Raw genomic sequence first — 24,357 nt, 5'->3', positions numbered from 1 at the left:
GCGGGAAACCATTCGATTTTGGACCGTTCTTCTAGGGCGTGTGGCGGTTTCGCTCTCGGGGGTAGCAATGTCCGATTTTCGGGTCGGCGCAATGCCGGCCGTCCATCCTGACTATGCCAGCACGGGGCGGCTCGACGAGCTCCGCGCGACCGAGTACCGGCATCTGGACGAGCAGGGCCAGGTCTACCTCGACTACACCGGCGCGGGAGTCGCGGCGCAGGCACAGCTTCGTGCGCACTTCGAACGGCTGGGCGGCACGTGCTTCGGCAACCCGCATTCGGAGAACCCGACGTCCAGCGCGTCCACGGCCCTGGTCGACCAGGCGCGGGCGGCGATCCTCGGCTTCTTCAACGCCTCGCCGGACGAGTACGCGGTGATCTTCACGGCGAACGCCACCGGGGCGTGCCGGCTCGTGGGCGAGGCGTATCCGTTCCGGCGCGGCGTGCGGCTCGTCCTGACCGGCGACAACCACAACTCCGTGAACGGGATCCGGGAGTTCGCCAGGGCCCGCGGCGCGCAGGTCGTCCACCTTCCGGTGCGCCGGCCGGAGCTCCGCGTCCCCGAACCGGAGGTGCGCGCCGCGCTCGAACGGCGCCGGGGCCTGTTCGTGTTCCCGGCGCAGAGCAACTTCACCGGCGTCCAGCACCCGCTGGACTGGGTCGCTCTCGCGCAGGAACACGGCTACGACGTGCTGCTGGACGCGGCGGCGTTCGTCCCCGCCAACCGCCTGGACCTGAGCGAGGTCCGTGCCGACTTCGTCCCGGTGAGCTGGTACAAGGTGTTCGGCTACCCGACCGGCGTCGGCGCGCTGGTCGCGCGGCGCGCCGCGCTGGCCCGGCTCCACCGCCCCTGGTTCGCCGGCGGGACGATCCAGGCGGTGAGCGCGCTCGGCGGCTGGCACGTCCTGGCTCCCGACGAGACGGCGTTCGAGGACGGCACCCTCAACTTCCTGTCCATCCCGGACGTGCAGTTCGGGATCGACTGGGTCGGCGGCATCGGCATGGACCTCATCCACCGGCGCGTCCGCTGCCTGACGTCCTGGCTCCTGCACCGCCTCGCCGACCTGCGCCACACCGACGGCTCACCCATGATCCTTTTGTACGGTCCGGACGACACCCATCGCCGCGGCGGCACGGTCGCCTTCAACGTCCTCGACCGCCGCGGCCGGATCGTGGACGAGCGGATCATCGCCCGCGACACCGCCGCCGCCGGAATCTCCGTCCGCACCGGCTGCTTCTGCAACCCCGGTGCCGGGGAGGGCGCGTTCGAGATCTCCGAGCGGGCCCTGCGCAGCACCGCGAGCCACAGCTTGCACACGCTCGACGACTACCTGGGCTTGCTCGGCCTGCCCACCGGCGGCGCCATCCGCGCCTCGCTCGGCCTGGTCTCGAACGTCGCCGACGTCGAACGGCTCGTCACGTTCCTGGACGCCACCTACGCCGACAGCGCGCCCTTCCCGGACGGGCTGAAACCCCGCGAACGGTGCTAGTCGGCTCCACCACGCGGTACAAGCCGGGCATTGGCAGTGCGTACCGCAGAGCTTGCCCGCAGGCACCGCGGGGGTCGGTCACTGGGCACCACGGGGCTTCGCCGCAGGGCACCGCCAGGCCTTGGCCACAGGGCACTGCGGGGATCAGCCACAGGGCACCACGAGGCTTCGCCGCAGGGCACTTCCGGGGATCGGTCACAGAGCACCAAGGGGCTTCGCCGCTGGGCACTGTGGGGGTTGAGGGCAGGGCGACAAGAGGTGCTGTGAGGCAATGGTCATGGAGGGTGACCGCCGGCGGTGCGGGTTACGTGCCCGCGCGTTCTACTACGGTGGCCCATTCCTCCAAGAGTTCCTGGGCGGCATCCTCGTCGGGCCCCTCGGCCCACAGATGGGTCACTGCCTCCGCCGGGTCGGGGAGCACGAGGACCCAGCGGCCGTCGTCCTCGACGACGCGGACACCGTCGGTGGTGTCGACGGTGCGGGCGGAGGCGGCCTCGACCACGTGGCGCATCACGCTGCCCTTCGCCGCCCAGGGGGTCGGAACGGAACGGCGGAGGAGGTGCGCGTCGGGGATCCGGCGGTCGATCTGGGAGAGCGTCAGGCGGGTCCTCGCGACGAGGCCGACGAGACGGATGAACGCGGCGATACCGTCGACGGTGCCGCTGAACTCGGGCATCAGAAAACCGCCGCGCCCGTCCCCCGCGAAGATCACGTCAGGCCGGGCGGCGGCCTTGGTGAGGACGTCCTGGGACGTGGAGGTCCACTCGACCTGGACGCCGTGGAAGCGGCAGACCTGCTCCGCGACCCGGGTCGTGGTGACCGGGAGCGCCACGCGGCCGGCACGGCGCTCGGCGGCGACGAGGTCGAGCATGACGAGCAGCGCCCGGTCGTCGCCGACCAGTTCGCCGTTCTCGTCCACGAGGGAGATGCGCTCCCCCACCGGGTCGAACCGGACACCGAAGGCGGCGCGGGAGGACGACACGAGCCCGCCGAGGCGTTCCAGGTCGCGCATCCGCTCGGCGAGGGTCTCGGTGGGGTTGGCCTCGTCCAGCCGGTTGTTGCGGGTCAGGACCTCCACCCCGAGCTTGCCGAGAAGGTTCGGCAGGACGAGGGACGCGGTGCCGCCCGCGCAGTCCAAAACGATCTTCAGTCCGGCCTCGCGTACGCCGCTGATGTCCACCCGGCGGAGCAGGTCGCGGGTGTAGGTCTCCACGACGCGGGGAGGGTAGGTCAGCTCGGCGATCTCGCCGGGGAACGCGCGCCGGTACTCCTGCCTGCCGAAGACCCGCTCCAGCTTGCGCTGCGCCGCCTGGGACAGGTCGGCGCCGTCCGCGTCGAGGAAGATGATGTCCACGCCCTGCGGGTCGCCGAGGGTGGTGCGGATGTAGATGCCGCCCACGCAGTCGGCGCGGCCGGTCTCGAAGCGGGCGACGGTCAGCGGGGTGGCCTCCAGGTCCTGAACGTCGATGGCGCTGGCGGTCAGCGCGCTGATCACGGCGCGTTTGAGGGTGCGGGCGGCACGCGAGGCGTCCCGCCCGGTGACGACGGTGGTGCCCTTCTTCAGGGTCGTCGCGTAGGCGCTGGCGAGACGCACCGCGAGCTCCGGGGTGATCTCCACGTTGACCAGGCCGGACACGCCGCGGGGGCCGAACAGGTTGCGCTGCCCGCGCGACTCCCAGATCACGCTGGTGTTCACGACGGCGCCGGCCTCGATCGTCTTGAAGGGGTAGACCTTCACGCCGCTGGAGACGTACGCCTCCGCCTCGATGACGCACTCGTCGCCGACGATGGCGCCCTCCTCGACGCGGGCGCCGGCCATGATGTCGGTGTTCTTGCCGATCACGCAGCCGCGAAGGTTCGTGGACGGTGCGACGAACACGTTGTCGTGGACGATCGCCCGGTGCAGGAACGCGCCTTCCTTCACCACCACGTTGCTCCCGAGGACGGTGTACTCCCGGAGCTCGACGCCGGCCTCGACCTTGGCGTAGTCGCCGATGTAGAGCGGGCCCTTCAGCACGGCCTCGGCGTCCACCTCGGCGCCCTCGGCGACCCATACGCCCGGGGACATCTCGAACCCGCCGAGGTCGATGCCGACCTGCCCCGACAGCATGTCGGCCTGCGCCTTCAGGTAGCTCTCGTGGGTGCCGACGTCCTCCCAGTAGCAGTCGGCGACGTATCCGAACAGCGGCGCGCCGTCGGCGAGAAGCCGGGGGAAGACGTCGCCGGACCAGTCGACGACCTCGCCCGCCGCGACGTGGTCGAGGACGTCCGGCTCCATGACGTAGATGCCGGTGTTGACGGTGTCGGAGAAGACCTGGCCCCACGTGGGCTTCTCCAGGAACCGCTGCACGCGGCCCGCGTCGTCCACGATGATGATCCCGAATTCGAGGGGGTTCGGGACGCGTTTCAGGCCGATGGTGACCAGGGCGCCGTTGCGCTGGTGGAAGCGCACCATGTCGGTCAGGTCGATGTCGGTGAGGGCGTCCCCGGAGATCACCAGGAACCGGTCGTCGCGCAGGGCCTCCTCGGCGTTCTTGACGCTGCCGGCGGTGCCGAGCGGGATCTCCTCCGTCGCGTAGCTCAGCGACATGCCGAGCTCCTCGCCGTCGCCGAAGTAATTGCGGATCAGCGCCGCGAGGAACTGGACGGTGACGACGGTCTCGCTGAACCCGTGCCGCTTGAGCAGGCGCAGCACATGTTCCATGATCGGCCGGTTGACCAGTGGCAGGAGCGGCTTGGGCTGGTTGGCGGTCATCGGACGCAGCCGCGTCCCCTCGCCCCCCGCCATCACGACGGCCTTCATGGGGGGTTCTCAGCTCCCTTCTGATCGCCGCCCGGCAGGGTCCGCGGCGGGCGGTCCCCCCGGGTCCGGCACGGCGGCCGGTCCGGGCGGTACGCCCGGGTCCGGCGCGGAAACCGGCGCGGAGGCCGGGGGTGCGGCGCGGCCGGCCAGCACCAGTCGCCGCGTCTGGGTCCAGTAGAGGACGGCCGCCCACCAATACAGAGCCGTTCCCCAGATGGCGAAGGACCAACCGATGACCTTCGCAGTTGTCGCCGCTGCGCCGTCATGGTCTCCCAGCAGCAGCAGCGGGAAGGCGTACAGCAGGCAGAGCGTGGCCGCCTTGCCGATGAAATGGACGGGGAGCGTCCCCCCGTATCCCAGCCGCCGGACGATCGGTGCGATCGGGGTGATCGCCACCTCGCGGGCGACCAGCAGGACCACCAGCCACAGCGGGATGATGTCGCGGATCGTGAGGCCGACGAGCGTGGCGAAGATGTAGAGGCGGTCCGCGGCCGGGTCGAGCACCATGCCGAGCTTGCTGGTCTGGTTCAGCGCGCGCGCCAGCTTCCCGTCCAGCCAGTCCGAGAGTCCGGCGAACACCAGCAGGCCGAGCGCCCACCAGTCCGCCTCGATCAGGACGAGCCACAGGAACAGCGGGACGCCCAGGAGCCGCGCCAGGCTCAGGACGTTGGGCACCGTCAAGATCCGGTCTTGTCCCGCCACAGCACTCACCGACGAGCTCGCCTCCCTGCGTCCCCCTTGATCCTGACCCTACCGGTAAGGGTTGGAAAGCCCCCGATAGCGTCCAGGGCATGCGATGGACTGTGCACGGGGAAAGGTCGATCTACGACAGCCCCTGGATGAACGTGCGGCTGGCCGACGTCGAGCTCCCCGACGGTCGGCGCCTCGACCACCATCTCCTGCGGGTGCGTCCCGCCGCGGGCGTCATCGCGGTCGACGGCCGCTCACGGGCACTGCTCATCTGGCGGCACCGCTTCATCACCGACCGCTGGGGCTGGGAGATCCCGGGCGGGCGGGTCGAGGACGGCGAGGACTCCGCCGAGGCGGCCGCACGCGAGCTCGTCGAGGAGACCGGCCACCGTGCGGGGCCGCTGCGCCGCATCCTGGAGATTCCGCCGTCACCCGGCGTTCACGACGGTATTCACCACATCTACCGGGCGGACGGAGCCGAGCGGATCGGCGAGCCCACCGACGTGGAAGCGGAACGTATCGAGTGGGTTCCGCTGGCGGACGTCCCGGACCTGGCCGCCCGCGGCGAGGTCGGGTCGGCGTCCAGCCTTTGTGGGCTGCTCTTCCTGCACGGCCTCAGCGGGGGGTGACGGACTCCACATCCGCATCCGCGACGGGCAGGAAGGCGGTGACGGCGAACCCGCCGCCGTCCCGGACGCCTGCGTCCAGGGTCCCGCCGACGCTGCGCGCCCGCTCGATCATCCCGAGCACCCCGAACCCCTCCGGTGCTCCCCCTGCCGTCCCGCGCCCGTCGTCGGCGACCCGGACGACGAGCCCGCCCGCGTCCCGGGTCAGGTCGACCGCGACGGTGCTGGCGGCGGCGTGCTTGACAACGTTGGTCAGCGCCTCCTGGACGATCCGGTAGGCGGCGACGCCCACCTCCGGCGGCAGCGTCCCGATCCCGCCGTCGTCCAGCGTGACGGTGAGGCCCGCCGCGCGCGCCGCCTCCACGAGATCGGCGATCCCCTGGACGCCCGGCAGGACCTCCCGCGGCCCGTCGTCGGTGCCCCGCAGGACCTGGAGGGTCCCGCGCAATTCCGTCCGCGCGTCCCGGCAGGTGGCGGCGATCGAGGCCAGCGCCTCGCCGAGCTCCGCGCGGTCCATGGGACGATCCCCGCGGACGAGGTGCGCCGCCGCGCCGGCCTGCACGCCGATCACGGTGATGCTGTGCGCGAGGAGGTCGTGCAGGTCCCGTGCGATCCGGAGCCGTTCCTCGGCGACGCGCCGTCGCGCCTCCTCGTCCCGCGTCCGCTCCGCCCGCTCGGCCCGCTCGGTGATCGCCGCGACGCGGGCACGGTGGCTCCGCCACACCTGCACGGCGATGGCGATCGCGACGACGCCCTCGATCACCGCGATCTGCTCCCGGACGCTGCTGCCGCCCGCGCGCATCGCCATCCCGACCACGCACGTCAGCAGCAAGAGCACGACCACGCTGAGCACGACCCGGACCCGCCGTCCGAGCACCGCGTACCCGAACAGGGCGATCACCTCGGCGGGTACCAGCGCGTGATGCTGGTACTGCAGCAGGTGATACGGCAGCGCCAGGACGACCAGGACCGCCAACGCCCTGCCCGGCCACCGCCGCAGCACTGCCAGCGGGGCGTGCACGCTGACCAGAAGGAGGACGCCCAGCGCGTCCAGCGAACGCATCTCGGGCCATATCGTCGCCGCGACCGCCGCGCACCCGGCGAGCACCGTCGCCGCCAGCGCGTCCCTGACCTGACCGCTCACCCGGGGGACCGTCACCACGCCCCCATCCTCCCCGACCGGATCCCTCTCCTGCACCCGCCCCTGTCCGCGGGCGCAGGCCATCCTCGGAATGCTCGGCGGGCTCACCCTTCCTCCTGGTCATCTGCTGGGGGTTCGCGGCCAGCACCTGCTCGTCACCGGTACCGTCGCCGATGTGCATCGCGAACCGTCGGCCCCTAACAGGAGCACGCCACAGCAGATTCTCGGCACGATCGCGGGAGGTACCCCATGAAGGGGATCTTCCTCATCACCGGAATCCAGGCGTCCGGGAAGTCGACCGTCGCGCAGGTGCTCGCGGAGCGGCTCCCCCGCTCGGTGCATGTGCGGGGCGATGTCTTCCGACGGATGGTGGTGGGCGGGCGGGCGGACATGACTCCGGATCCGTCCGATGAGGCCGTTCGGCAGCTCCGCCTGCGGCACCGGCTGACGGCCCGCACGTGCGACGCCTACTTCCGTGAGGGGTTCACCGTGGTCGCGCAGGACGTCGTCCTCGGCGAGCACCTTTCCGAGATGGCCGATCTCATCGAGGGACGGCCACTGTTCGTCGTGGTCCTCGCCCCGCGGCCGGAGGCGGTCGCGGCCCGCGAAGAGGCCAGAGGCAAGGACGCCTACGACGCGTGGACGATCGACCTGCTCGACAAGGGACTACGGACGGAGACGCCCCGCATCGGCCTGTGGCTCGACACGTCCGACCAGACGCCTCAGGAGACGGTGGACGAAATCCTGATGCGGGCGCGCGAGCCGGACTCCTGGGCCTTGTGATTTCGAAGATCTTCGGGAATGGCGGGCCCTTACCCCATGGGCGACGGTTGCGGCAATGGGGGTGCGGCGGGTTACGGTCGGGCACGACAGATCGCGGGGGCCCGGCGAACCGGGCTGAGATAGCGGCTGGGACGGCTGCTGACCGCTGGAACCTGACCGGGTAATGCCGGCGTAGGGAGAGATCGAGTCGTATGACCGAAACTGTGGTTTCCGCTGCCCGCAAGACGTTCCTCCAGGGTTCGAGACCTGACCTGCGTGTGCCCATGCGGGAGGTGCCGCTGACCAACGGCGACGCCGTCGTCCTGTACGACACGTCGGGGCCGTACACCGACCCGTCACATGAGACGGACGTGCGCCGAGGGCTGCCCGCGTTGCGGGACGCGTGGATAGCCGAGCGCGGCGACACCGTCGCCTACGAGGGGCGGGCGGTGCGGCCCGAGGACGACGGGCGCCGCTCCGGTGACCCGCTGCGCGACCGGGCGGCGTTCCCGCCGAGACGGCCGCGCCGAGCATCGGGAGGGGCGGTGACCCAGCGCGCCTACGCCCAGCGCGGGGAGATCACGCCCGAGATGGAGTTCGTGGCGCTGCGCGAGGGTGTGGCACCGGAGTTCGTCCGGGACGAGCTCGCGGCCGGGCGGGCCGTGCTGCCCGCCAACGTCAACCATCCCGAGATCGAGCCGATGATCATCGGCTCGAACTTCCTGGTGAAGGTGAACGCGAACATCGGCAACTCGGCCGTCGCCTCGTCGATCGAGGACGAGGTGGAGAAGATGACGTGGGCGACGCGGTGGGGCGCGGACACGATCATGGACCTGTCGACGGGCCGCGACATCCACACCACGCGGGAGTGGATCCTGCGGAACTCGCCCGTCCCGGTCGGGACGGTTCCGCTGTACCAGGCCGTGGAGAAGGTCGGCGGCGACCCCGCCGAGCTGACGTTCGAGATCTTCCGCGACACGGTCATCGAGCAGGCCGAGCAGGGCGTGGACTACATGACCGTCCACGCCGGGGTGCTGCTGCCGTACGTGCCGCTGACGGCGCGCCGCAAGACCGGGATCGTGTCGCGGGGCGGGTCGATCATGGCGGCGTGGTGCCTGGCGCACCACGAGGAGAACTTCCTCTACACGCGTTTCCGCGAGCTCTGCGAGATCTTCGCCGCCTACGACATCACCTGGTCTCTCGGCGACGGGCTGCGGCCGGGTTCGATCGCCGACGCCAATGACGAGGCGCAGTTCGCCGAGTTGCGCACGCAGGGCGAGCTGACGCGGATCGCCGCCGAGTTCGGCAACCAGGTGATGAACGAGGGCCCCGGGCACGTCCCCATGCACAAGATCAAGGAGAACGTCGACCTCCAGCGGGAATGGTGCGACGAGGCGCCGTTCTACACGCTCGGACCGCTGACCACCGACATCGCACCCGGCTACGACCACATCACCTCGGCGATCGGGGCGGCGATGATCGGCTGGTACGGCACCGCGATGCTCTGCTACGTCACGCCGAAGGAGCACCTCGGCCTGCCGGACCGCGACGATGTCAAGGCCGGCGTGATCGCCTACAAGATCGCTGCCCACGCCGCCGACCTGGCGAAGGGCCATGCCGGCGCGCAGGCATGGGACGACGCGCTCTCGGAGGCGCGGTTCGACTTCCGGTGGGAGGACCAGTTCAACCTCTCCCTCGACCCGGAGACGGCCCGTGCGTTCCATGACGAGACGCTCCCGGCGGCCCCGGCGAAGACCGCGCACTTCTGCTCGATGTGCGGGCCGCACTTCTGCTCCATGAAGATCACGCAGGACGTCCGCCGGTACGCCGACGAGCACGGCATGGGCACGGACGAGGCGCTGTCCGCCGGAATGCGAGAGAAGGCGGACGAGTTCAAGGCCGCCGGCGGCCGCGTCTACCTGCCGATGGCACCTGGCGGTTCCTGACCGCCCGTCCCAAGCCCGCCGCGGATGCCCGACCCCGCGGCGGGCTTGCGGCTTCCCGGCCTGCGGAGATCGCGGCGCATCCCCGCTACTATCGGGGGACCGTTCCAAACCACGCGTCCGCGTCCCCCGCCAGGAAGGACCGAAGGACCAGGTGACCACCGACGACACACCGCGGGCCCCCGCCGCCCGGCCCGAGCGCGCCGACGTCCGCCGCAACCGCGCGCGCCTGCTCGCCGCAGCCCGGGAGATGTTCCTGCGCGACGGCGCCGACGCCTCCCTGGAGGGCGTCGCCCGGCTGGCCGGCGTCGGGATCGGCACCCTCTACCGGCACTTCCCCACCCGGCAGGACCTCCTGGAGGCCATGCTCGCCGGCGTCTACGACGACCTCGCCGCCCGCGCCCGCGACCTGCTGACGGCGCCCGAGCCGGGCGAGGCGCTGATGACCTGGCTGCGCGCCTTCATCGCTCAGGTCACCGCGTTCCGCGGGATGCCGGCCTCGGTCATGGTCACGCTTAAGGACGAGCGGTCCGAACTCTTCCCGGCCTGCCATGCGATGCGCACCGGCGGCGAGGAGTTGTTCGCCCGTGCGCAGAAGGCAGGTGAGGTCCCGGCGGGCGCCGAGTTCAACGACGTGCTCCGGCTGGCCAACGCCATCGCGATGGCCACCGAGGACGACGCCGCCACCGCGAACCGCCTGCTCGCGCTGGCCGCCGCCGGCCTGCACCCCGGCGGGCGCTAGGCGGGGACGGTGATCGCGGCGGCGATCAGCCCGTCGGCGGTCGTCCAACGGCCGGCGAAACCGGCGAACGGCGCATCGGGGACGAGTATTTCCGCGGTGAACGTACCGGCCGGGTCGAGGACGAGAGAGGCGTCCTCGAAGCCGAGCCAGCGGCGTGCCGTCGGGAACCACGCCTTGTAGACGGCCTCCTTGGCGCAGAAGAGTAACCGGTCCCAGTGCACGTCCGGGGATGCGCGGCGCAGCCCCTCCAGCAGCGGGGCCTCCTCCTCGCGGGCGATGGCGTCAAGGACGCCGTCGGGCAGCGGGCCGTGCGGCTCGGCGTCGATCCCGAGCGCGGCGACATCCGCGGCCCGGGCGACGGCGGCGGCCCGGTAACCGTCACAGTGCGTCATGCTGCCGACCACGCCCTCGGGCCATCGCGGCGCGCCCTTCTCGCCCCGCGTGATCGGGACGGGCGGCATCCCCAGCCCGGCGAGCGCCTCGCGCGCGCACCAGCGGACCGTGGTGAACTCCCGGCGGCGCTTGTCGACGGCACGCGCGACCGCCGGCTCCTCCTCGGGGAGCAGAACGGCCTCGGGCGGGTCGGCGTAGGCGGCGGACGTGACCACGCCCGCCGGCACGATCCGTTCGATCACGCGTCCTCCCGCGCGAGCAGGACGGGACGGGGCCCTCCGGGCGCGGTGTCGCGCTTGCGCCATTCGCGCGGGTAGCCGACGGAGACCTCGACGTGCGGCACGCCGTCGGCCCAGATCGTGCGCGGGATGTGCAGGTGCCCGTACACGACGGAGACGGCGCCGAACCGGACGTGCCAGTCGGCGGTGCGCTCGCTGCCGCACCATTGGGCGAACTCCGGATACCAGAGGACACGCGTGGGTTCGCGGATGAGCGGCCAGTGGTTGACAAGGACCGTTCTAGTGCCGGACGGCAACTCCTTGAGCCGGCGCTCGGTGTAGGCGATCCGCGCGTCGCACCAGGCGTCCCGCGTGGGGTACGGATCGGGGTACAGGTAGACCTCGTCCGTGCACACGATCCCGGCATCCCGCGCGAGCTTGAGGGCCTCCTCCTTGTTGGACGCGCCGTCCGGCCGAAACGTGTAGTCGTAGAGGACGAACAGGGGCGCGACGGTCACCGGCCCGCCCTCGCCCTCCCACACCGGGTACGGGTCCTCGGGCGTCAGCACGCCCAGGCCGCGGCACATCTCGACGAGCCGCCGGTAGCGTGCCTCGCCGCGCAGGCTTACCGGATCGTCCTTCGTCGTCCACAGCTCGTGGTTGCCGGGCACCCAGACGACCGTGCCGAAACGCCCGGCCAGGGTCCGCAGCGTCCACTCGACATCGGAGAAGCGCTCGCCGACGTCCCCGGCCACGATGAGCCAGTCGCCGTCGGACGCGGGCCGGAGTCCCTCCACGAACGCGCGGTTGTCGGGAAATCCCACGTGCAGGTCGCTGATGCCGTACAGACCGCTCATCCAATGATCGTAGGCTGCCCGGAGCACGGACCGCCGCGTCCGCCGGACGCGGGGCACGCCGGCGACCGGCTTGGCCGGACAAGGCCATCCGGGCGCCGGACCTGCGCCGCACCTCAGACGCTGGACCGTCCCGAACGAAGGTCATTCACGGCCCCTCACACGGGTGAGACAATTCACGGCGAGCCGGTCAAGGACGGGTGGTGGTTCGGTGGACGCGCCCCGGCCGGCGCCCGCCGGTGACGAGGATCTGCGGGCCCGGCTCGCGGCGGGCGACGAGCAGGCGCTCGGCGAGATCTACGACCTGTACGCGCCGCTGGTGCACGGGCTCGCGCGGCGGGTCACGGGCGACCGGGAGGCGGCCCGCGACGTCACGCAGGAGGTGTTCACCGGCCTGTGGGAGCGCCCACTGGCCTTCGACCCCCGACGCGGCTCGCTGCGCGGGTGGATCGCGACGCTCGCGCACCGCCGCGCGGTCGACTGGGTGCGCCGCGAGGCCCGGCGCCGGCGTCCGCTGCCCGAGCCCGAACCCGCGCCCGCCGCGGGCGGGGCCGACGAGGCGGTGCTCGCCGGAGAGCTCGCGAGCCGGGTGAAGGAGTCGCTGAAGTCGCTTCCCGTGCCGATGCGCGACGCTCTGGAACTCGCCTACTACCGAGGGCTGACCTACCGGGAGGTGGCCGCGGCCCTGGGGATCCCGGAGGGGACGGCCAAGTCCCGCATACGCAGCGCCCTCGCCCAGTTAGGCCGCCGCCTGGAACGCGAGGGCCTGCTCCCCTGAGCGCGGAGTACGCCTGAGACGCCGGAAAAGCTCAAAACGTTGGGATGTTGTCCCCATCCGGTCATGACCCAATCCGCGGCCGGAGAGGGCGACGAAGGCGTGACATCAGCGGTGCCGGACGAGGCACCGCCTGGCTCGCGAGAAGGACCCAACGATGTCACGATCGTTCCACCTCAAAGCCGCCGCGCTGTTCACGGCGGGTGCCGCGCTCGCGGCGGCGGGCCTGGCCGGCTCCGGGCCCGGCGCCGCCACCGCGTCCAGCCACCGCGAGGCCCCGCTCATCTCCGGGCAGCCGCAGTACGACAACACCGACGTCTACGCGTTCGTCAGCCCCGACAAGCCGGACACGACGACGCTGGTGGCCAACTTCCTGCCGTTCGAGGAGCCGGCCGGCGGCCCGAACTTCTACAAGTTCGCCCACGACGCGCGGTACGAGATCAACGTCGACAACGACGGCGACTCGCTCCCGGAGTTCACCTACCGGTTCGAGTTCAAGGACTCCCTCCAGAACCCGAACACGTTCCTCTACAACACCGGCCCGGTGAAGAGCCTCGTCGACCCGAACCTCAACTTCCGGCAGACCTACGACCTGAAGCTGATCCACCGCAAGGCCGGTGCGGTGGTCGCCACCCGGACGCTGGCGACCCACGTGCCGGTCGCGCCGTCCAACGTCGGCCGGGCGTCGATGCCCAACTACCGGACGCTGCGGGAGCAGGCGGTCAAGACGCTGTCGAGCGGGGCGCAGGTGTTCGCCGGGCAGGCCGACGACCCGTTCTTCCTGGACCTGCGCGTCTTCGACCTGCTGTACGGCGGGAACCTCAAGGAGGTCGGCAACGACACGCTGCGCGGCTACAACGTGCAGTCGGTGGCCCTGCAGATCCCGACGAAGGCCCTGGTCAAGCCGGGCCAGCCGATCGTCGGCGTGTACTCGGCAGTGCAGCGCAAGAGCGCGTCGGGCGACTGGGTGCAGGTGTCGAGGCTGGGGATGCCGCTGGTGAACGAGGTCGTCAACCCGCTCAAGGACAAGGACAAGTTCAACGCCTCGGTGCCGTGGCATGACGCGCAGTTCGCGCCGAACGTGACGGACCCGGAGTTGCCGAAGCTGATCCAGGGCATCTACAAGATCGCAGCGCCGGCCGCGCCGCGCAACGACCTCGTGCAGGTCTTCCTGACCGGCGTGCCGAAGCTCAACCAGCCGCCGAACGTCCGGCCGGCGGAGCTGATGCGGCTCAACACCTCGATCCCGCCCACCGCGAAGCCCAAACGGCTCGGCGTGCTGGACGGCGACAACGCCGGATATCCCAACGGCCGCCGGCTGACCGACGACGCCATCGACATCTCGTTGCAGGTCGTCGAGGGTGAGCTGCTCGGCAAGAAGAACGACCTCGGCGACAGTGTGGACGCCAACGACGTCAAGCTGGAGAGCGCGTTCCCCTACGTCGCGCTGCCGACGTCCGGCTCCGCCGTACAGCGCGGTGACCGCAGGGAGACGCTCGGCAAGAGGAGCTCCAACCTGAAGGCCACGCCGGCGTCGGCCAACGAGCCGACCGGCGAGCGCGTTCCGGTCGTGCCCGTCCTGGCCCTGGGTGTGGGCGCGGCGTTCCTCGTCGGGGGCGGCGCCCTGTGGTTCCGGCGACGCCGTGGGCCCATCCTCTGAGCCGTCCTCGGCACATCGGCCACACCCGATCCCGGTCCGGCCGCGCCCCTGCCCCGGCGCGGTCGGGCCGCCCCGCCCGCACGAAGGATCTTCCATGGCACACGTACTCGCACGGCGCCTGCTGATGGCGGGCCTGATCGCGGCGATGATCACCGGCTTCACGCTCGCCGCGACGATCCGGGTGGAGCGCCCGCCGAGCACCTCCGACGCCTCGTTCGCGGCGAGCGCCGCCCGCGCGCCCGCGGCGACGCTGAGCGGCTCGGTCGACCGGTTGCAGCGGCACCTGCGCGACCAGCCGCGTGACGCGTCCGGCTGGGCGGCGCTGGGGCTGGCCTATGTGGAACGGGCGCGGCTCACCGCCGACCCGTCCTACTACCCGAAGGCGGCGGACGCCCTCGGCAGGTCCATGGGGCTTCGCCCGCGGGACAACGACACGGCCCACGCGGGGCTCGCCGCGCTGGCCGCGGCAAGACACGACTTCCCCACAGCGCTGGCGGAGGCCGACCGAGCCCTGGACATCAACGCCTACGGCGCGCGCGCGCTGGCGGTCCGGGTGGACGCGCTAGTGGAGCTGGGCCGCTACAAGGACGCACGGAAGGCGGCCGAGCACGCCGACGCGACCAAGCCCGGCATCCCCGTCTTCACGCGGCTCGCCTACGTCCGCGAGCTCTTCGGACAGACGGGCGAGGCCCGGCGCGTGCTGCAGCTGGCGGCGTCCTCGGCCACCGACCGGGGCGACGTCGCCTACGTCCGGACACAGCTCGGTGAGCTGGCCTGGAACCGGGGCGACACGCGCACCGCCGGACGCGAGTTCGCGGCGGCGCTCCAGGCCGACCCCACCGACCTTGGCGCGCTCGACGGGCGGGCGCGTGTGCGCGCGGCGACCGGTGACGTGCCCGGGGCGCTGCGCGACCAGCAGGCCCTGGTCGGCCGGACGCCGCTGCCCGCGCGGCTGACCTGGCTCGGCGAGCTGCACGAGTCGGCCGGACGCCGGGACGAGGCGGCCAGGCAGTACGCGGTCGCCGCCGCGTGGGGCGCCCTCGCCAAGGCGAACGGGGTCACGCCCGACCTGGAGACGGCGCTGTTCAACGCCGACCACGGCGACCGTGCGGCGGCGCTGCGCGCGGCGCAGGCCGAGTGGGCGCGCCGTCACAGCGTCCACGTCGCCGACGCCCTCGCCTGGGCGCTCCATGCCAACGGGCGCGACGAGGAGGCGCTCCGCTACGCCCGCGAGGCCGCCGCGACCGGATACCGCAACGCCACGTTCCAGTACCACCGCGGCATGATCGAACGATCCCTCGGGAAGCGGGCCGACGCGCGGCGCGACCTGTCGGCGGCACTGCGCCTCAACCCGCACTTCTCCCCGCTGCACGCCCCCCGCGCCTGGGCGGCGCTGGCGGACCTCGGCGGTGCCGCGTGATCGCGCTGCTGCTCGCGGCCGGCGCCGCCGCGTCCGCCGCGCACCCGCTCGGCAACTTCTCGGTCAACCGCTATGACGGGCTCGTCGTGGCGCCGCACGAGCTGCGCATCGACCACGTCCAGGACCTGGCCGAGATCCCGACGGCGCAGGTGCTCCAGGACGGCACGGACCTGCGCAGCTGGGCCGGGCGCGAGTGCGCGCGTTCGGCCGCGGCGTTCCAGATCACCGCGGACGGGCGCGCCGTTACGGCGACGGTCCGCTCGTCCTCGGCGGTCGCGCACCCGGGTCAGGCGGGGCTGCGGACGCTGCGGCTGGAGTGCACGATCACCGCGCCATTCGAGGGTGCCCGGCTCGGCTTCCGTGACACCGGCGCCGGAGACCGCGCCGGCTGGCACGAGGTGACGGCGGCGGGTGACCGCATGACGCTGACCTCCTCCGACGCCCCCCGCGACTCCCGGACGGCGCGACTCACCCGCTATCCGGAAGACACCCTGGGATCACCGCTCGACCAGCGTGCGGCGACGGCGGAGGTGCGCGCGGGCGGCCCCCCGCTGGCCGCGCCCGCGCCCGGCGCCGCCGCGGACCGGATACTGCCGCGCGGTGCCGATGGGCTCACGCGCGCCTTCACCGGACTCGTCGCGCGCCATGACCTGAGCTTCGGGTTCGCCCTGTTCGCGTTGCTCCTCGCCATGGTCCTGGGAGCGGCCCACGCGCTGGCCCCGGGCCACGGGAAGACGATCATGGCGGCACAGGCCGCCGGGCACGGCCGCCGGTCGCGGCGGGACGTGCTCACCCTCGGCCTGACCGTCACCGTCACGCACACCGCGGGGGTCCTCGCGCTGGGGCTGCTGATCGCGTCCGGTTCGTCCGTCGCCGCACCGCAGGTGTTCCCCTGGCTCGGCGCGGCGGCGGGGTTCCTCGTCGCGCTGGCCGGCGTCACGCTCCTGAGACGCGCCCTGCGCCGGGTCCACCATCATGAACACGGCCATGGGCACGGGCACGGACATGGGCACGGGCATGGGCACGGGCACGGGCACGGGCATGGGCACGGACATGGGCACGGGCACGGACATGGGCACGGGCACGGGCACGGACATGGGCATGGGCACGGTCATGGGAGTGCGAGGCGTGGGATGGTCCTGGTCGGGTTCGCCGGGGGGTTGATGCCCAGCCCGTCCGCCATCGTGGTGCTGCTCGGCGCCCATGCGCTCGGGCACGCCTGGTTCGGCGTCCTGCTCGTGCTCGCGTACGGCGCGGGACTGGCGGTGATGCTCATGTCGGTCGGGCTCCTCGTCACCGGATCAGGGCGGCTGCTGGTCCAGCGGCTGCCCTCACTGCGAACGCTGGGGGCGCCGCGCCTCCTGCCGGTCGGGACGGCGTCGCTGGTGGTGCTGCTCGGGGTGGGCCTCACCGCGCGAAGCCTGGCGCCGCTGCTCGCGTGACACCAGGGCTCCGCACGATCAGCCGTTCCTGCCCCAGACATAGGCGCCGACGCTCATCAGAAGGAGGCTCGCCCAGCTGAACACGGCGCGGGCGGTGTTCCAGGCCGTCCAGCGCCCGGAGTAGTCCGACCAGACCTTCGCGGCGTCGGCGGCGTCGGACGGGATCCGGACCGCGTCCAGGTCGTTGTTCATCGGGATGTTCACCGCGAAGCTCGGCAGCAGCGCACCCGCGAAGTAGACCGCCGCAGCGGCGAAGAACAGCAGCGCGGCGGACCTCTGGCCGAGCGTCAGCAACAGGATCCCCGCGGCCACCGCCACGACGGGCAGGAGGAGGAACGCCCCGACGAACACCGGGTTCTGGATCTTCTGGTTGATGGCCTGCATGGCGTTGATCGCCGAGGACGGCCTGGCGGCGTTCAGTCCCGGCATCACCCCGGTGGAGAAGCCGAAGAACGCACCCGCCATTCCGGCGGCCATCAGGATCGACAGGGCCGCCGAGGCGACCGTGAGGGAGAACTTCATGACTGGTCCAGTTCCTTCCAGATGCCGCTGGTGGCGGTCTCGCGGGCGTAGTCGACAAAATCCCGGGGCTCCCGCCCGAGGGCCCGCCGAACGCCGTCGGTGGTGGGGGTGTTACGGCCGTCGAGGACCGTCGTGAACAGGTAGATCAGGAACTCCACGATGTCGGCGGGCATCCCGTGCCCGGCGAGGGCGGTGGCGTAGTCCCGTGCCCCGACCGGGACGAAGGCGATCTCGCGTCCGGCCGCGCGGCCGATCTCGGCGACCGCCTCGGCGAAGGTGAGCGCCCGGGGGCCGGTCACCTCGTAGACCTCGCCGGTGTGCCCGTCCTCGGTGAGCGCCGCGACCGCCACGTCGGCGACGTCGTCCAGGTGGACGAAAGGCTCGGGCACGTCCCCGGCGGGCAGCGCGACCTCGCCCGCCCGGACGGGCTCCAGCAGGTAGTCCTCGCTGAAGTTCTGCGCGAACCAGCTGGACCGGACGATCGTCCAGTCCAGGCCCGAGCCCTGGACGATCCGCTCGCAGGCCCGCGCCTCGTCCTCGCCGCGGCCGGAGAGCAGGACCACCCGCCGGACCCCCGCATCCACCGCCGCGGCGGTGAACGCGCGGATGGCTCCGGGCGCACCGGGGACGGCGAGGTCGGGATAGTAGACGAGGTAGACCCGCTCGACGCCCCGCAGGACCGCCGTCCAGGTCGCCTTGTCCTCCCAGTCGAAGGCCGGATCGGCCGATCGGGAGCCCATCCGTACCGGGACGTCCAGGGCCTCCAGCCGCTCGACGACCCGCCGGCCTGTCTTGCCGGTGCCGCCGAGGACGAGGGTGAGGCCGTGCTCCGTGATGTTCTCGTTGTCCGTCATGCCCTCAAGTCAACCGACGGACGACTTCAGCGACCATCGTTGAGAGGCTTGGTCGCATACGCGAGCGTCTACGCTGGTCGCATGGACGCCCTCACCGACCTGCTCGACGGGCCGCGCGCCCGCGGGGCGTTCATGCTGCGCTCCTCGCTCAACCCGCCGTGGTCGATGCGGATCCAGGACGAGGCGCCGCTGACCCTGGTCGCGATGGCCCGTGACGAGGCGTGGGTGATCCCCGACCACGGTGGTCCCGAACGCGTCCGGCCGGGCGACGTGATGATCATTCGTGGACCGGACCCGTACACGGTCGCCGACGATCCCGGCACCGAGCCGCAGATCGTGATCCACCCCGGCCAGCGCTGCACCACCCCGGACGGCACGAGCCTGGCGGAGGCGATGGACCTCGGCGTCCGGGCCTGGGGCACCGACCCGAACGGCTCGACGGTCATGCTGACCGGCACCTACCAGATGCGCGGCGCGGTCACGCAGCGGCTTCTCGCGGCGCTGCCGGCGCTTGCGATCGTCCGCGCCGGAACCTGGAAGTCCCCGCTGGTCGGGCTGCTCGGTGAGGAGATCGGCAAGGACGAACCGGGCCAGGAGGTCGTCCTGGACCGGCTGCTCGACCTGCTGCTCATCGCGGCCCTGCGCGCGTGGTTCTCCCGCCCGCAGGCGGAGAAGCCCGGCTGGTACCGGGCGCACGGCGACGCGGTGGTGGGACCGGCGCTGCGGCTGCTGCACGACGACCTGTCGCACCCGTGGACGGTCGCGGACCTCGCCGCCAAGGTCGGCGTCTCCCGGGCCGCGCTCGCGCAGCGGTTCGGCAAGCTGATCGGGGAGCCGCCGATGGCGTACCTGACGGGCGTCCGCCTCGCCCAGGCCGCCGACCTGCTGCGCGAGAGCGACGCGACGCTGGAGGCGGTGGCGCGGCAGGTCGGCTACGGCAACGCGTTCGCGCTCAGCACGGCGTTCAAGCGTGAGCGCGGCATCAGCCCGCAGGAGTACCGGACGGGCGCGGCCACCGCCTGACACTCCCCCGCTACGCCTGCTTGCGGAGGGTCGGCTCGGCGCGGACCACCGTGTCGGACGCGGTCTCGGGGATGAAGGGCACCACGAACGCGTAGTCGGCCAGGACCGCCTCGGGGACCTCGCCCGACTCGCCGAACGCGGCGATCTCGCCCCAGCAGGGCGAGCCGAGCGAGCCGCTGTGGTGGCGCACCGAGAGGCCGGCGCACAGGTTGGCGAACCGGAGCCGCTCGGCGAGCGGCAACCCGGCGAGGGTCGCGAACACGAAGCCGGCGGCGAACACATCGCCCGCGCCGGTCGCGTCGAGCGCCTCCACCGGTAGCGCGCTGATCTCGGCGCGCTCCCCCGTCGCCGAGTCGATGGCGATGGCGCCGTCCCCGCCGCGCTTGACGACGACCACCGGTACCCGCCCTGCCAGGGCGACGGCCGCCGCCTCCGGCGTGCCGGTGCGGGTGTAGGCCATCGCCTCGGCGGCGTTCGGCAGGAACACGTCCACGTGCGCGAGGCGGTCGAGCACCTCGGCGGACCAGGCGCCCGTGGGGTCCCAGCCGAGGTCGGCGAAGACCAGCGCGCCCCGCTCGCGCATCGCGGCGGCCCAGGCTGGCACCGGACGGTCGACGTCGACGAAGCAGGCCCGCGCGGCCGGAGGCGCGGAGCCCGCCAATCCGTCCGACTGCGCGGGGACGGGACGGGCGTAGGTGACCATGCTGCGGTCGGAGTCGTAGGCCATCGACACCGTGACGGGCGTCGGCCAGCCGGGCACCCGGCGGGACAGGCCGAGGTCGACGCCCTCCTGTTCGGCGAGGGTCCGCCACAGGTAGGCGCCGAACATGTCGTCCCCGAAGGGGGCCGCGAGGCCGACGCGCAGCCCGAGCCGGCTCATCGCGACCGCGATGTTGGCGACGCCGCCGGGCGCGGAGCCGAGCCCGTCGGTGACGATCTCGGTGCCGGGCGGCGGCAGGCCGGGCAGCCCGGTGAAGATCATGTCCATGAAGACCTGACCGGCCAGGAAGACGTCCAACGCGGGGCCGGGGGCGCCCGCCGCGACGCGCAGGCGCTCGCCCGCCGGCTCCCGCTCGGCGCATGGATCGGTGAGGGACGGCTCGGGCGGCCGGCCCGGAACGGTCTTCGTCACGGTGCCCCCACGGCGTGGCTTGGAACGTTCTGACGGACGATAATCGCTGGCACCGACAGAATCACATCCGGGGCCGTGTCCCGTGATCGGATCGCTACCTCGGCGCGTACAGGCGGACGTCGTCCACCTGCGCCTTCCCCTCATAGAAGTTCATGTGCGGGTCGCCGATCATGAAGTGGTCGGGGTAGGCGGACCCGGCCGGCCAGGTGTCGTGGTCGACGAGGGTGCCGCCGGGGCCCTGCCACGTCCAGTCTGCGTTGAATCGCCCGTCGTACTCGGTGGGCTTCTGGTTGTAGTGCCAGATCGGCTCACCGTCCTGGACGAAGGACCGCGTGTAGCGGAACGTCGCCTCGCCCACGTGCGCGAAGTCACCGGACATCTCCATCGTGTACGCGCCGTTCCGCCTCTCGACGGCGAACCGGTAGGGCTCCTCGGGCAGGAGTTCGGGCTTGAGGTCGACCGTCGAGACGATCGCGCCGCCCTTGGCGAGCCCGCACTCGCTCTGCATGAGGTACTCGGTGCCGGGCATCGCCGGATACCTCCGGTCGTCTGTCATGAAGATGGCGTTAACGCCGTTGCCGGTTCCGGCGGTGTACGGCTCGTACTGCTTGGTGGCCGGATTGCAGTACCGCAGGCCGGATCCGGTGTACCGGTAGCGGTTGTAGCCGTCCATGGCGACCTTGCGGTGCCCGTGGATGAACACGTTGTTGTGCGGCGCCACCCGCCCGTAGTCCATGATCGACATGTAGTAGAAGCCGTTGGAATCGGTACGGACGTCCGCCCACTGGCACTCGGGCCGGGCGAAATCGCCGCCCGACGCCCAGGGGAAGGTGGTCTTGCAGCCCCCGGGCGCGTAGCCGTTGGTCCGGCCGTCCGGGTAATCCCATGAGCCGGCGCGCTGCCCGCCGAAGTCGAGCCCGCGCAGCGTCATCTCCACCCGGTACTCGGCCGGCAGCGCCCGCGTCGAACGGATCACGACGCCCGCCTGGTGGGCCGGCTCGTGCAGGTGCGCGACCCCGTTGCGGGAGGTGAGCGTGGGCGGCGCGTCGGGCCGGCCGTCCCCGTCGGCGTCGCGGGCGGCGAGTTCGGCGGTGAGCCAGCCCCGCTTCCCGAACGTGAACGACTTGCGGTAGGTCGTCATCTTCGCGAGCTGCGTCCGGAATGCCGGACCCCCAACGGTGTCAAAGTAGGCGCCATCGTTGTCGTAAATGTCAACGTTGTAGAGACTTGACGGCCCATCGCCATCCGGCTTCCACGGCACCATCGCATCGTCCAGGCGCCGATCGAAGGACTCGGCGTCCACGAGCCGCCATCCCGCCGGGCCGGACGGCACCGCACCCGCGTGCGCGGTGCTCGCGAACGTCACCAGCATGATCAGGGGAAACGCCAGCGCCAGCGCCCCCCGCATGAACCCGTTCATCTCGCCCCTTCCCCGCCGCGCGCCCGGCACGATCTCGGCCGGACATCAGACGAACTTCAGCCAGACGGTAGGTCGGGCGGGTGGCGATGACCACGGCAAGAACCGCCAAAGTGGTATTGACCAGTCGACTCAATCGGACATACCGTATGCGCGAGCAGGAACTAGGCATCAGGAGATGAAAAGCGTGCAATCCGCGGGTGAACCACGGGCCGGAAACACCAAACGGCAGGCGGTGCGGCGACAACTGCTGGTGATGCTGGAGGGACTCGACGTCGGGGACGCCCTGCCGTCCGAGCGCCGGCTGGCCGAGGATCTCGGGGTGTCCCGCCCGACACTGCGGCAGGCCATCGACGACCTCGTCGCCGAGGGACTGCTCGACCGGCGGCACGGGAGCGGCACCTACGTGACCGAACCCCGGATCGCCGTCTCGCTGACCATGACCTCCTTCACCGAGGACATGATCAGGCGGGGGATGAAGCCGGGGGGCAGGGTGCTGTCGTTCCGCACGGAGACCGCGGGGGCGCGGATCGGCAGGCGGCTCGCCCTGTCACCCCTGGAAGAGGTATTTACCATTCGGCGGCTGCGGCTCGCCGACGAGGCCACCATGGCCATCGAGACCCTCTACCTGCCGCGGGCACTGCTGCCCGCCCTCCGAAAACAGGACCTGGAGGGCCGGTCGTTCTACGACCTGCTGCGCGGCAACGGCATCGTGATCGCCTCGGGCACCGAGACGATCGAACCGACCGTCACCACCGCCGAGGAGGCCGCCGAACTGGACGTCCCGGTGCACACCCCGGCGTTCCTGTTCGAGCGGGTGACCAGGGACGAGGACGGCAGGCCGCTGGAGTACGTCAGATCCGTCTACCGCGGCGACCGGTACCGGCTGGAACTCGACCTGAGACCGCCCTCGCACTGACCGGCGACCCGCGCTGGCGGGGGCGACAGCGCTCGACCCAACCCCCGAGAAGTGAGGCGACTTCACCATGGACGTCATCAAGGACATCCTCACCTTCCTGGCCGACAACGTGTTCGGCCAGGTGCCCATCCTCATCGGGCTCATCACCCTTCTCGGGCTGCTGCTCCAGCGCAAACGGTTCGAGGACGTGCTCGCCGGCGCGCTGCGGGCGACGATCGGCGTGGTGATCCTTTTCATCGGCGTCGACGTGTTCACCGGCGGTCTGACCAGCTTCCAGACGGTGCTGGCCAGCGCCATGGGCACCACGCCGCCGAAGGCCGACCACTCGCTGACCCAGTTCCTCACCGAGCAGGGCGGGACGATCGCGCTGGTCATCACCGTCGCGTTCCTCACACACGTGCTGATCGTGCGGATCTTCCCGGCGGCCCGGTACCTCTACCTGACCGGGCACCTGATGTTCTGGGTCAGCACGGTGACGGTCGCCTCACTGGTGACGATCGCGCCGGGCCAGGACCAGCTCACGCTCGTGCTCTGCGGCGCCGGGTTCGTCGCCGCCTACTGGACCGTCCAGCCGCTGTGGATGCGGCCCCTCATGCGCCGCGTCATGCCGGACGACCGGTTCGGGTTCGCGCACACCAGCTCGCTGGCCTGCCTGGTCACCGGGTACGCCGCGCGCCCGCTCGGCAGTCGCGAGAAGCACGACACCGAGAAGCTCAAGCTGCCGCGCCAGCTGTCGTTCTTCAAGGACGTCAACGTCAGCACCGCGCTCATCATCTCGATCATCATGCTGGTGGCCGTCGCGTTCGCCGACAACGGCGTGGTGGGGAAGGCCGCAGCCGACATGGACCCCAAGCTGTCCTCATGGGTGTGGGCGCTGCTGGTCGGCCTACGGTTCGCGGGCGGCATCGCGATCCTGCTGTTCGGCGTGCGCATGTTCCTGGGCGAGATCGTCCCGGCGTTCAAGGGCTTCAGCGACAAGGTGATCCCCGGCACCCGTCCCGCGCTGGACGCGCCGACCGTCTTTCCCGTCGCGCCGACAGCGGTCATGCTCGGGTTCGTGGCCTCCACCGGCGTGTTCCTGGTCTGCCTCGCGGTGTTCGCGGGGACCGGCTGGTTCACCCTCGCCCCGCCCATGATCATGCTGTTCTTCGTCGGTGGCGCCGCGGGACTGTTCGGCAACGTCGTGGCCGGCTGGCGCGGGGCGGTGCTCGGCGGTGTGATCTCCGGACTGACCCTCGCGATCGGGCAGGCCGTCACCTGGGGACTCTACGAGAGGACGGCACCGGAGCTCGCCACGCTCGCCGACCCCGACTGGTACGCGATCGGGTGGCTGCTCAAGGCCGCCGACCCCGTCGTCGGCGACGGGACGATCTGGCTGGTGCCCGTCGTGGCGCTGGCCGCCACGGTCGCAACCCTGCTCGTCCTCGGCCGGGCCGAGCGGCGCAGGAACGCCGACGAGGACGCGGCCGCCGGCGCGGGCGACAAGGCCACCGCCAACGCCTGAACGACCGGCAGGAAGAGAACTTGACGAG

21 protein-coding genes and 1 riboswitch are annotated in these 24,357 nt (G+C 71.7%); of the genes, 12 read left to right on the top strand and 9 right to left on the bottom strand.

The window, feature by feature from the left end:
* The first annotated feature begins 67 nt into the window (after window positions 1-67).
* On the top strand, window positions 68-1,489 hold the full coding sequence (locus AMA02S_RS36205; protein WP_218005241.1) for an aminotransferase class V-fold PLP-dependent enzyme: 1,422 nt from the start codon (window positions 68-70) through the stop codon (window positions 1,487-1,489).
* Window positions 1,490-1,793: 304 nt separating this feature from the next.
* On the opposite strand, the gene AMA02S_RS36200 is transcribed toward AMA02S_RS36205, so the two are convergent.
* A complete protein-coding gene (locus tag AMA02S_RS36200) occupies window positions 1,794-4,292 on the bottom strand; it encodes a mannose-1-phosphate guanyltransferase (protein WP_067468312.1) in 2,499 nt (832 codons plus the stop codon).
* Between the two features lie 9 nt (window positions 4,293-4,301).
* Entirely contained in the window at window positions 4,302-5,003 is a 702-nt protein-coding gene (gene clsA / locus AMA02S_RS36195) for a cardiolipin synthase ClsA (RefSeq protein WP_157431070.1), read from the bottom strand.
* A gap of 80 nt (window positions 5,004-5,083) precedes the next feature.
* On the opposite strand from clsA, the gene AMA02S_RS36190 reads away from it, so the two are divergent.
* Complete coding sequence (locus AMA02S_RS36190) at window positions 5,084-5,611, top strand: NUDIX hydrolase (protein WP_067468309.1); 528 nt, start codon at window positions 5,084-5,086, stop codon at window positions 5,609-5,611.
* Here the strand turns inward: AMA02S_RS36190 and AMA02S_RS36185 are convergent.
* Window positions 5,598-6,770 (bottom strand): sensor histidine kinase, encoded by a 1,173-nt coding sequence (locus AMA02S_RS36185; RefSeq protein WP_169806958.1) that lies wholly within the window; start codon window positions 6,768-6,770, stop codon window positions 5,598-5,600. The two genes, AMA02S_RS36190 and AMA02S_RS36185, sit on opposite strands and share 14 nt — an antisense overlap.
* A gap of 228 nt (window positions 6,771-6,998) precedes the next feature.
* Here AMA02S_RS36185 and AMA02S_RS36180 point away from each other — a divergent pair, with 228 nt between their 5' ends.
* From AMA02S_RS36180 to AMA02S_RS36170, 3 genes are all read left to right on the top strand, one after another.
* Window positions 6,999-7,532: an AAA family ATPase gene (locus AMA02S_RS36180; protein ID WP_067468303.1), complete on the top strand. Its 534-nt coding sequence runs from the start codon at window positions 6,999-7,001 to the stop codon at window positions 7,530-7,532.
* 83 nt (window positions 7,533-7,615) lie between these two features.
* Window positions 7,616-7,729: riboswitch (TPP riboswitch) on the top strand.
* The gene (thiC, locus tag AMA02S_RS36175; RefSeq protein WP_067468300.1) at window positions 7,724-9,457 is read left to right on the top strand and encodes a phosphomethylpyrimidine synthase ThiC; all 1,734 of its coding nucleotides are present in this window, start codon (window positions 7,724-7,726) and stop codon (window positions 9,455-9,457) included. It overlaps the preceding riboswitch by 6 nt.
* Window positions 9,458-9,608: 151 nt before the next feature.
* On the top strand, window positions 9,609-10,196 hold the full coding sequence (locus tag AMA02S_RS36170; protein WP_067468298.1) for a TetR/AcrR family transcriptional regulator: 588 nt from the start codon (window positions 9,609-9,611) through the stop codon (window positions 10,194-10,196).
* On the opposite strand, the gene AMA02S_RS36165 is transcribed toward AMA02S_RS36170, so the two are convergent.
* The gene (locus tag AMA02S_RS36165; protein ID WP_067468295.1) at window positions 10,193-10,831 is read right to left on the bottom strand and encodes a 4'-phosphopantetheinyl transferase family protein; all 639 of its coding nucleotides are present in this window, start codon (window positions 10,829-10,831) and stop codon (window positions 10,193-10,195) included. The genes AMA02S_RS36170 and AMA02S_RS36165 overlap by 4 nt on opposite strands.
* Entirely contained in the window at window positions 10,828-11,664 is an 837-nt protein-coding gene (locus tag AMA02S_RS36160) for a metallophosphoesterase family protein (protein ID WP_067468292.1), read from the bottom strand. Before AMA02S_RS36160 ends, AMA02S_RS36165 begins: the two co-directional genes overlap by 4 nt.
* Before the next feature lie 208 nt (window positions 11,665-11,872).
* Between AMA02S_RS36160 and AMA02S_RS36155 the strand changes: the two genes are divergently transcribed.
* From AMA02S_RS36155 to AMA02S_RS42505, 4 genes are all read left to right on the top strand, one after another.
* Window positions 11,873-12,439 carry an RNA polymerase sigma factor gene (locus AMA02S_RS36155; protein WP_067468289.1) on the top strand — a complete coding sequence of 189 codons (567 nt, stop codon included), beginning with the start codon at window positions 11,873-11,875 and terminating at the stop codon, window positions 12,437-12,439.
* A 154-nt stretch (window positions 12,440-12,593) separates the two neighbouring features.
* The gene (locus AMA02S_RS36150; RefSeq protein WP_067468288.1) at window positions 12,594-14,096 is read left to right on the top strand and encodes a DUF4331 domain-containing protein; all 1,503 of its coding nucleotides are present in this window, start codon (window positions 12,594-12,596) and stop codon (window positions 14,094-14,096) included.
* A gap of 94 nt (window positions 14,097-14,190) precedes the next feature.
* The gene (locus AMA02S_RS43115; RefSeq protein ID WP_169806957.1) at window positions 14,191-15,516 is read left to right on the top strand and encodes a tetratricopeptide repeat protein; all 1,326 of its coding nucleotides are present in this window, start codon (window positions 14,191-14,193) and stop codon (window positions 15,514-15,516) included.
* On the top strand, window positions 15,513-16,958 hold the full coding sequence (locus AMA02S_RS42505) for a nickel/cobalt transporter (protein WP_169806956.1): 1,446 nt from the start codon (window positions 15,513-15,515) through the stop codon (window positions 16,956-16,958). The genes AMA02S_RS43115 and AMA02S_RS42505 overlap by 4 nt, the downstream gene beginning before the upstream one ends.
* A gap of 18 nt (window positions 16,959-16,976) precedes the next feature.
* Here the strand turns inward: AMA02S_RS42505 and AMA02S_RS36135 are convergent, their stop codons facing one another.
* Both AMA02S_RS36135 and AMA02S_RS36130 read right to left on the bottom strand, forming a co-directional pair.
* Window positions 16,977-17,480: an anthrone oxygenase family protein gene (locus AMA02S_RS36135; protein ID WP_067468285.1), complete on the bottom strand. Its 504-nt coding sequence runs from the start codon at window positions 17,478-17,480 to the stop codon at window positions 16,977-16,979.
* Window positions 17,477-18,334 carry an NAD(P)H-binding protein gene (locus AMA02S_RS36130; protein WP_067468282.1) on the bottom strand — a complete coding sequence of 286 codons (858 nt, stop codon included), beginning with the start codon at window positions 18,332-18,334 and terminating at the stop codon, window positions 17,477-17,479. Before AMA02S_RS36130 ends, AMA02S_RS36135 begins: the two co-directional genes overlap by 4 nt.
* An 81-nt stretch (window positions 18,335-18,415) precedes the next feature.
* Between AMA02S_RS36130 and AMA02S_RS36125 the strand changes: the two genes are divergently transcribed.
* Entirely contained in the window at window positions 18,416-19,357 is a 942-nt protein-coding gene (locus AMA02S_RS36125) for an AraC family transcriptional regulator (protein WP_067468279.1), read from the top strand.
* 10 nt (window positions 19,358-19,367) lie between these two features.
* On the opposite strand, the gene AMA02S_RS36120 is transcribed toward AMA02S_RS36125, so the two are convergent.
* On the bottom strand, window positions 19,368-20,489 hold the full coding sequence (locus AMA02S_RS36120; protein ID WP_245667983.1) for a carbohydrate kinase family protein: 1,122 nt from the start codon (window positions 20,487-20,489) through the stop codon (window positions 19,368-19,370).
* 94 nt (window positions 20,490-20,583) lie between these two features.
* Window positions 20,584-21,909 carry a hypothetical protein gene (locus AMA02S_RS36115; RefSeq protein WP_067468277.1) on the bottom strand — a complete coding sequence of 442 codons (1,326 nt, stop codon included), beginning with the start codon at window positions 21,907-21,909 and terminating at the stop codon, window positions 20,584-20,586.
* A gap of 175 nt (window positions 21,910-22,084) precedes the next feature.
* Here AMA02S_RS36115 and AMA02S_RS44800 point away from each other — a divergent pair, with 175 nt between their 5' ends.
* Window positions 22,085-22,825: a GntR family transcriptional regulator gene (locus AMA02S_RS44800; protein ID WP_067468274.1), complete on the top strand. Its 741-nt coding sequence runs from the start codon at window positions 22,085-22,087 to the stop codon at window positions 22,823-22,825.
* A gap of 67 nt (window positions 22,826-22,892) precedes the next feature.
* A complete protein-coding gene (gene ulaA, locus AMA02S_RS36105; protein ID WP_067468271.1) occupies window positions 22,893-24,329 on the top strand; it encodes a PTS ascorbate transporter subunit IIC in 1,437 nt (478 codons plus the stop codon).
* Window positions 24,330-24,357 lie beyond the last annotated feature (28 nt).

The sequence above is a fragment of the Actinomadura macra NBRC 14102 genome (genome assembly GCF_001552215.1).
Taxonomy (GTDB): domain Bacteria; phylum Actinomycetota; class Actinomycetes; order Streptosporangiales; family Streptosporangiaceae; genus Spirillospora; species Spirillospora macra.
The sequence above is the reverse complement of the archived record's forward strand: the minus strand, read 5'-3'. Positions and strand labels throughout refer to the sequence as shown.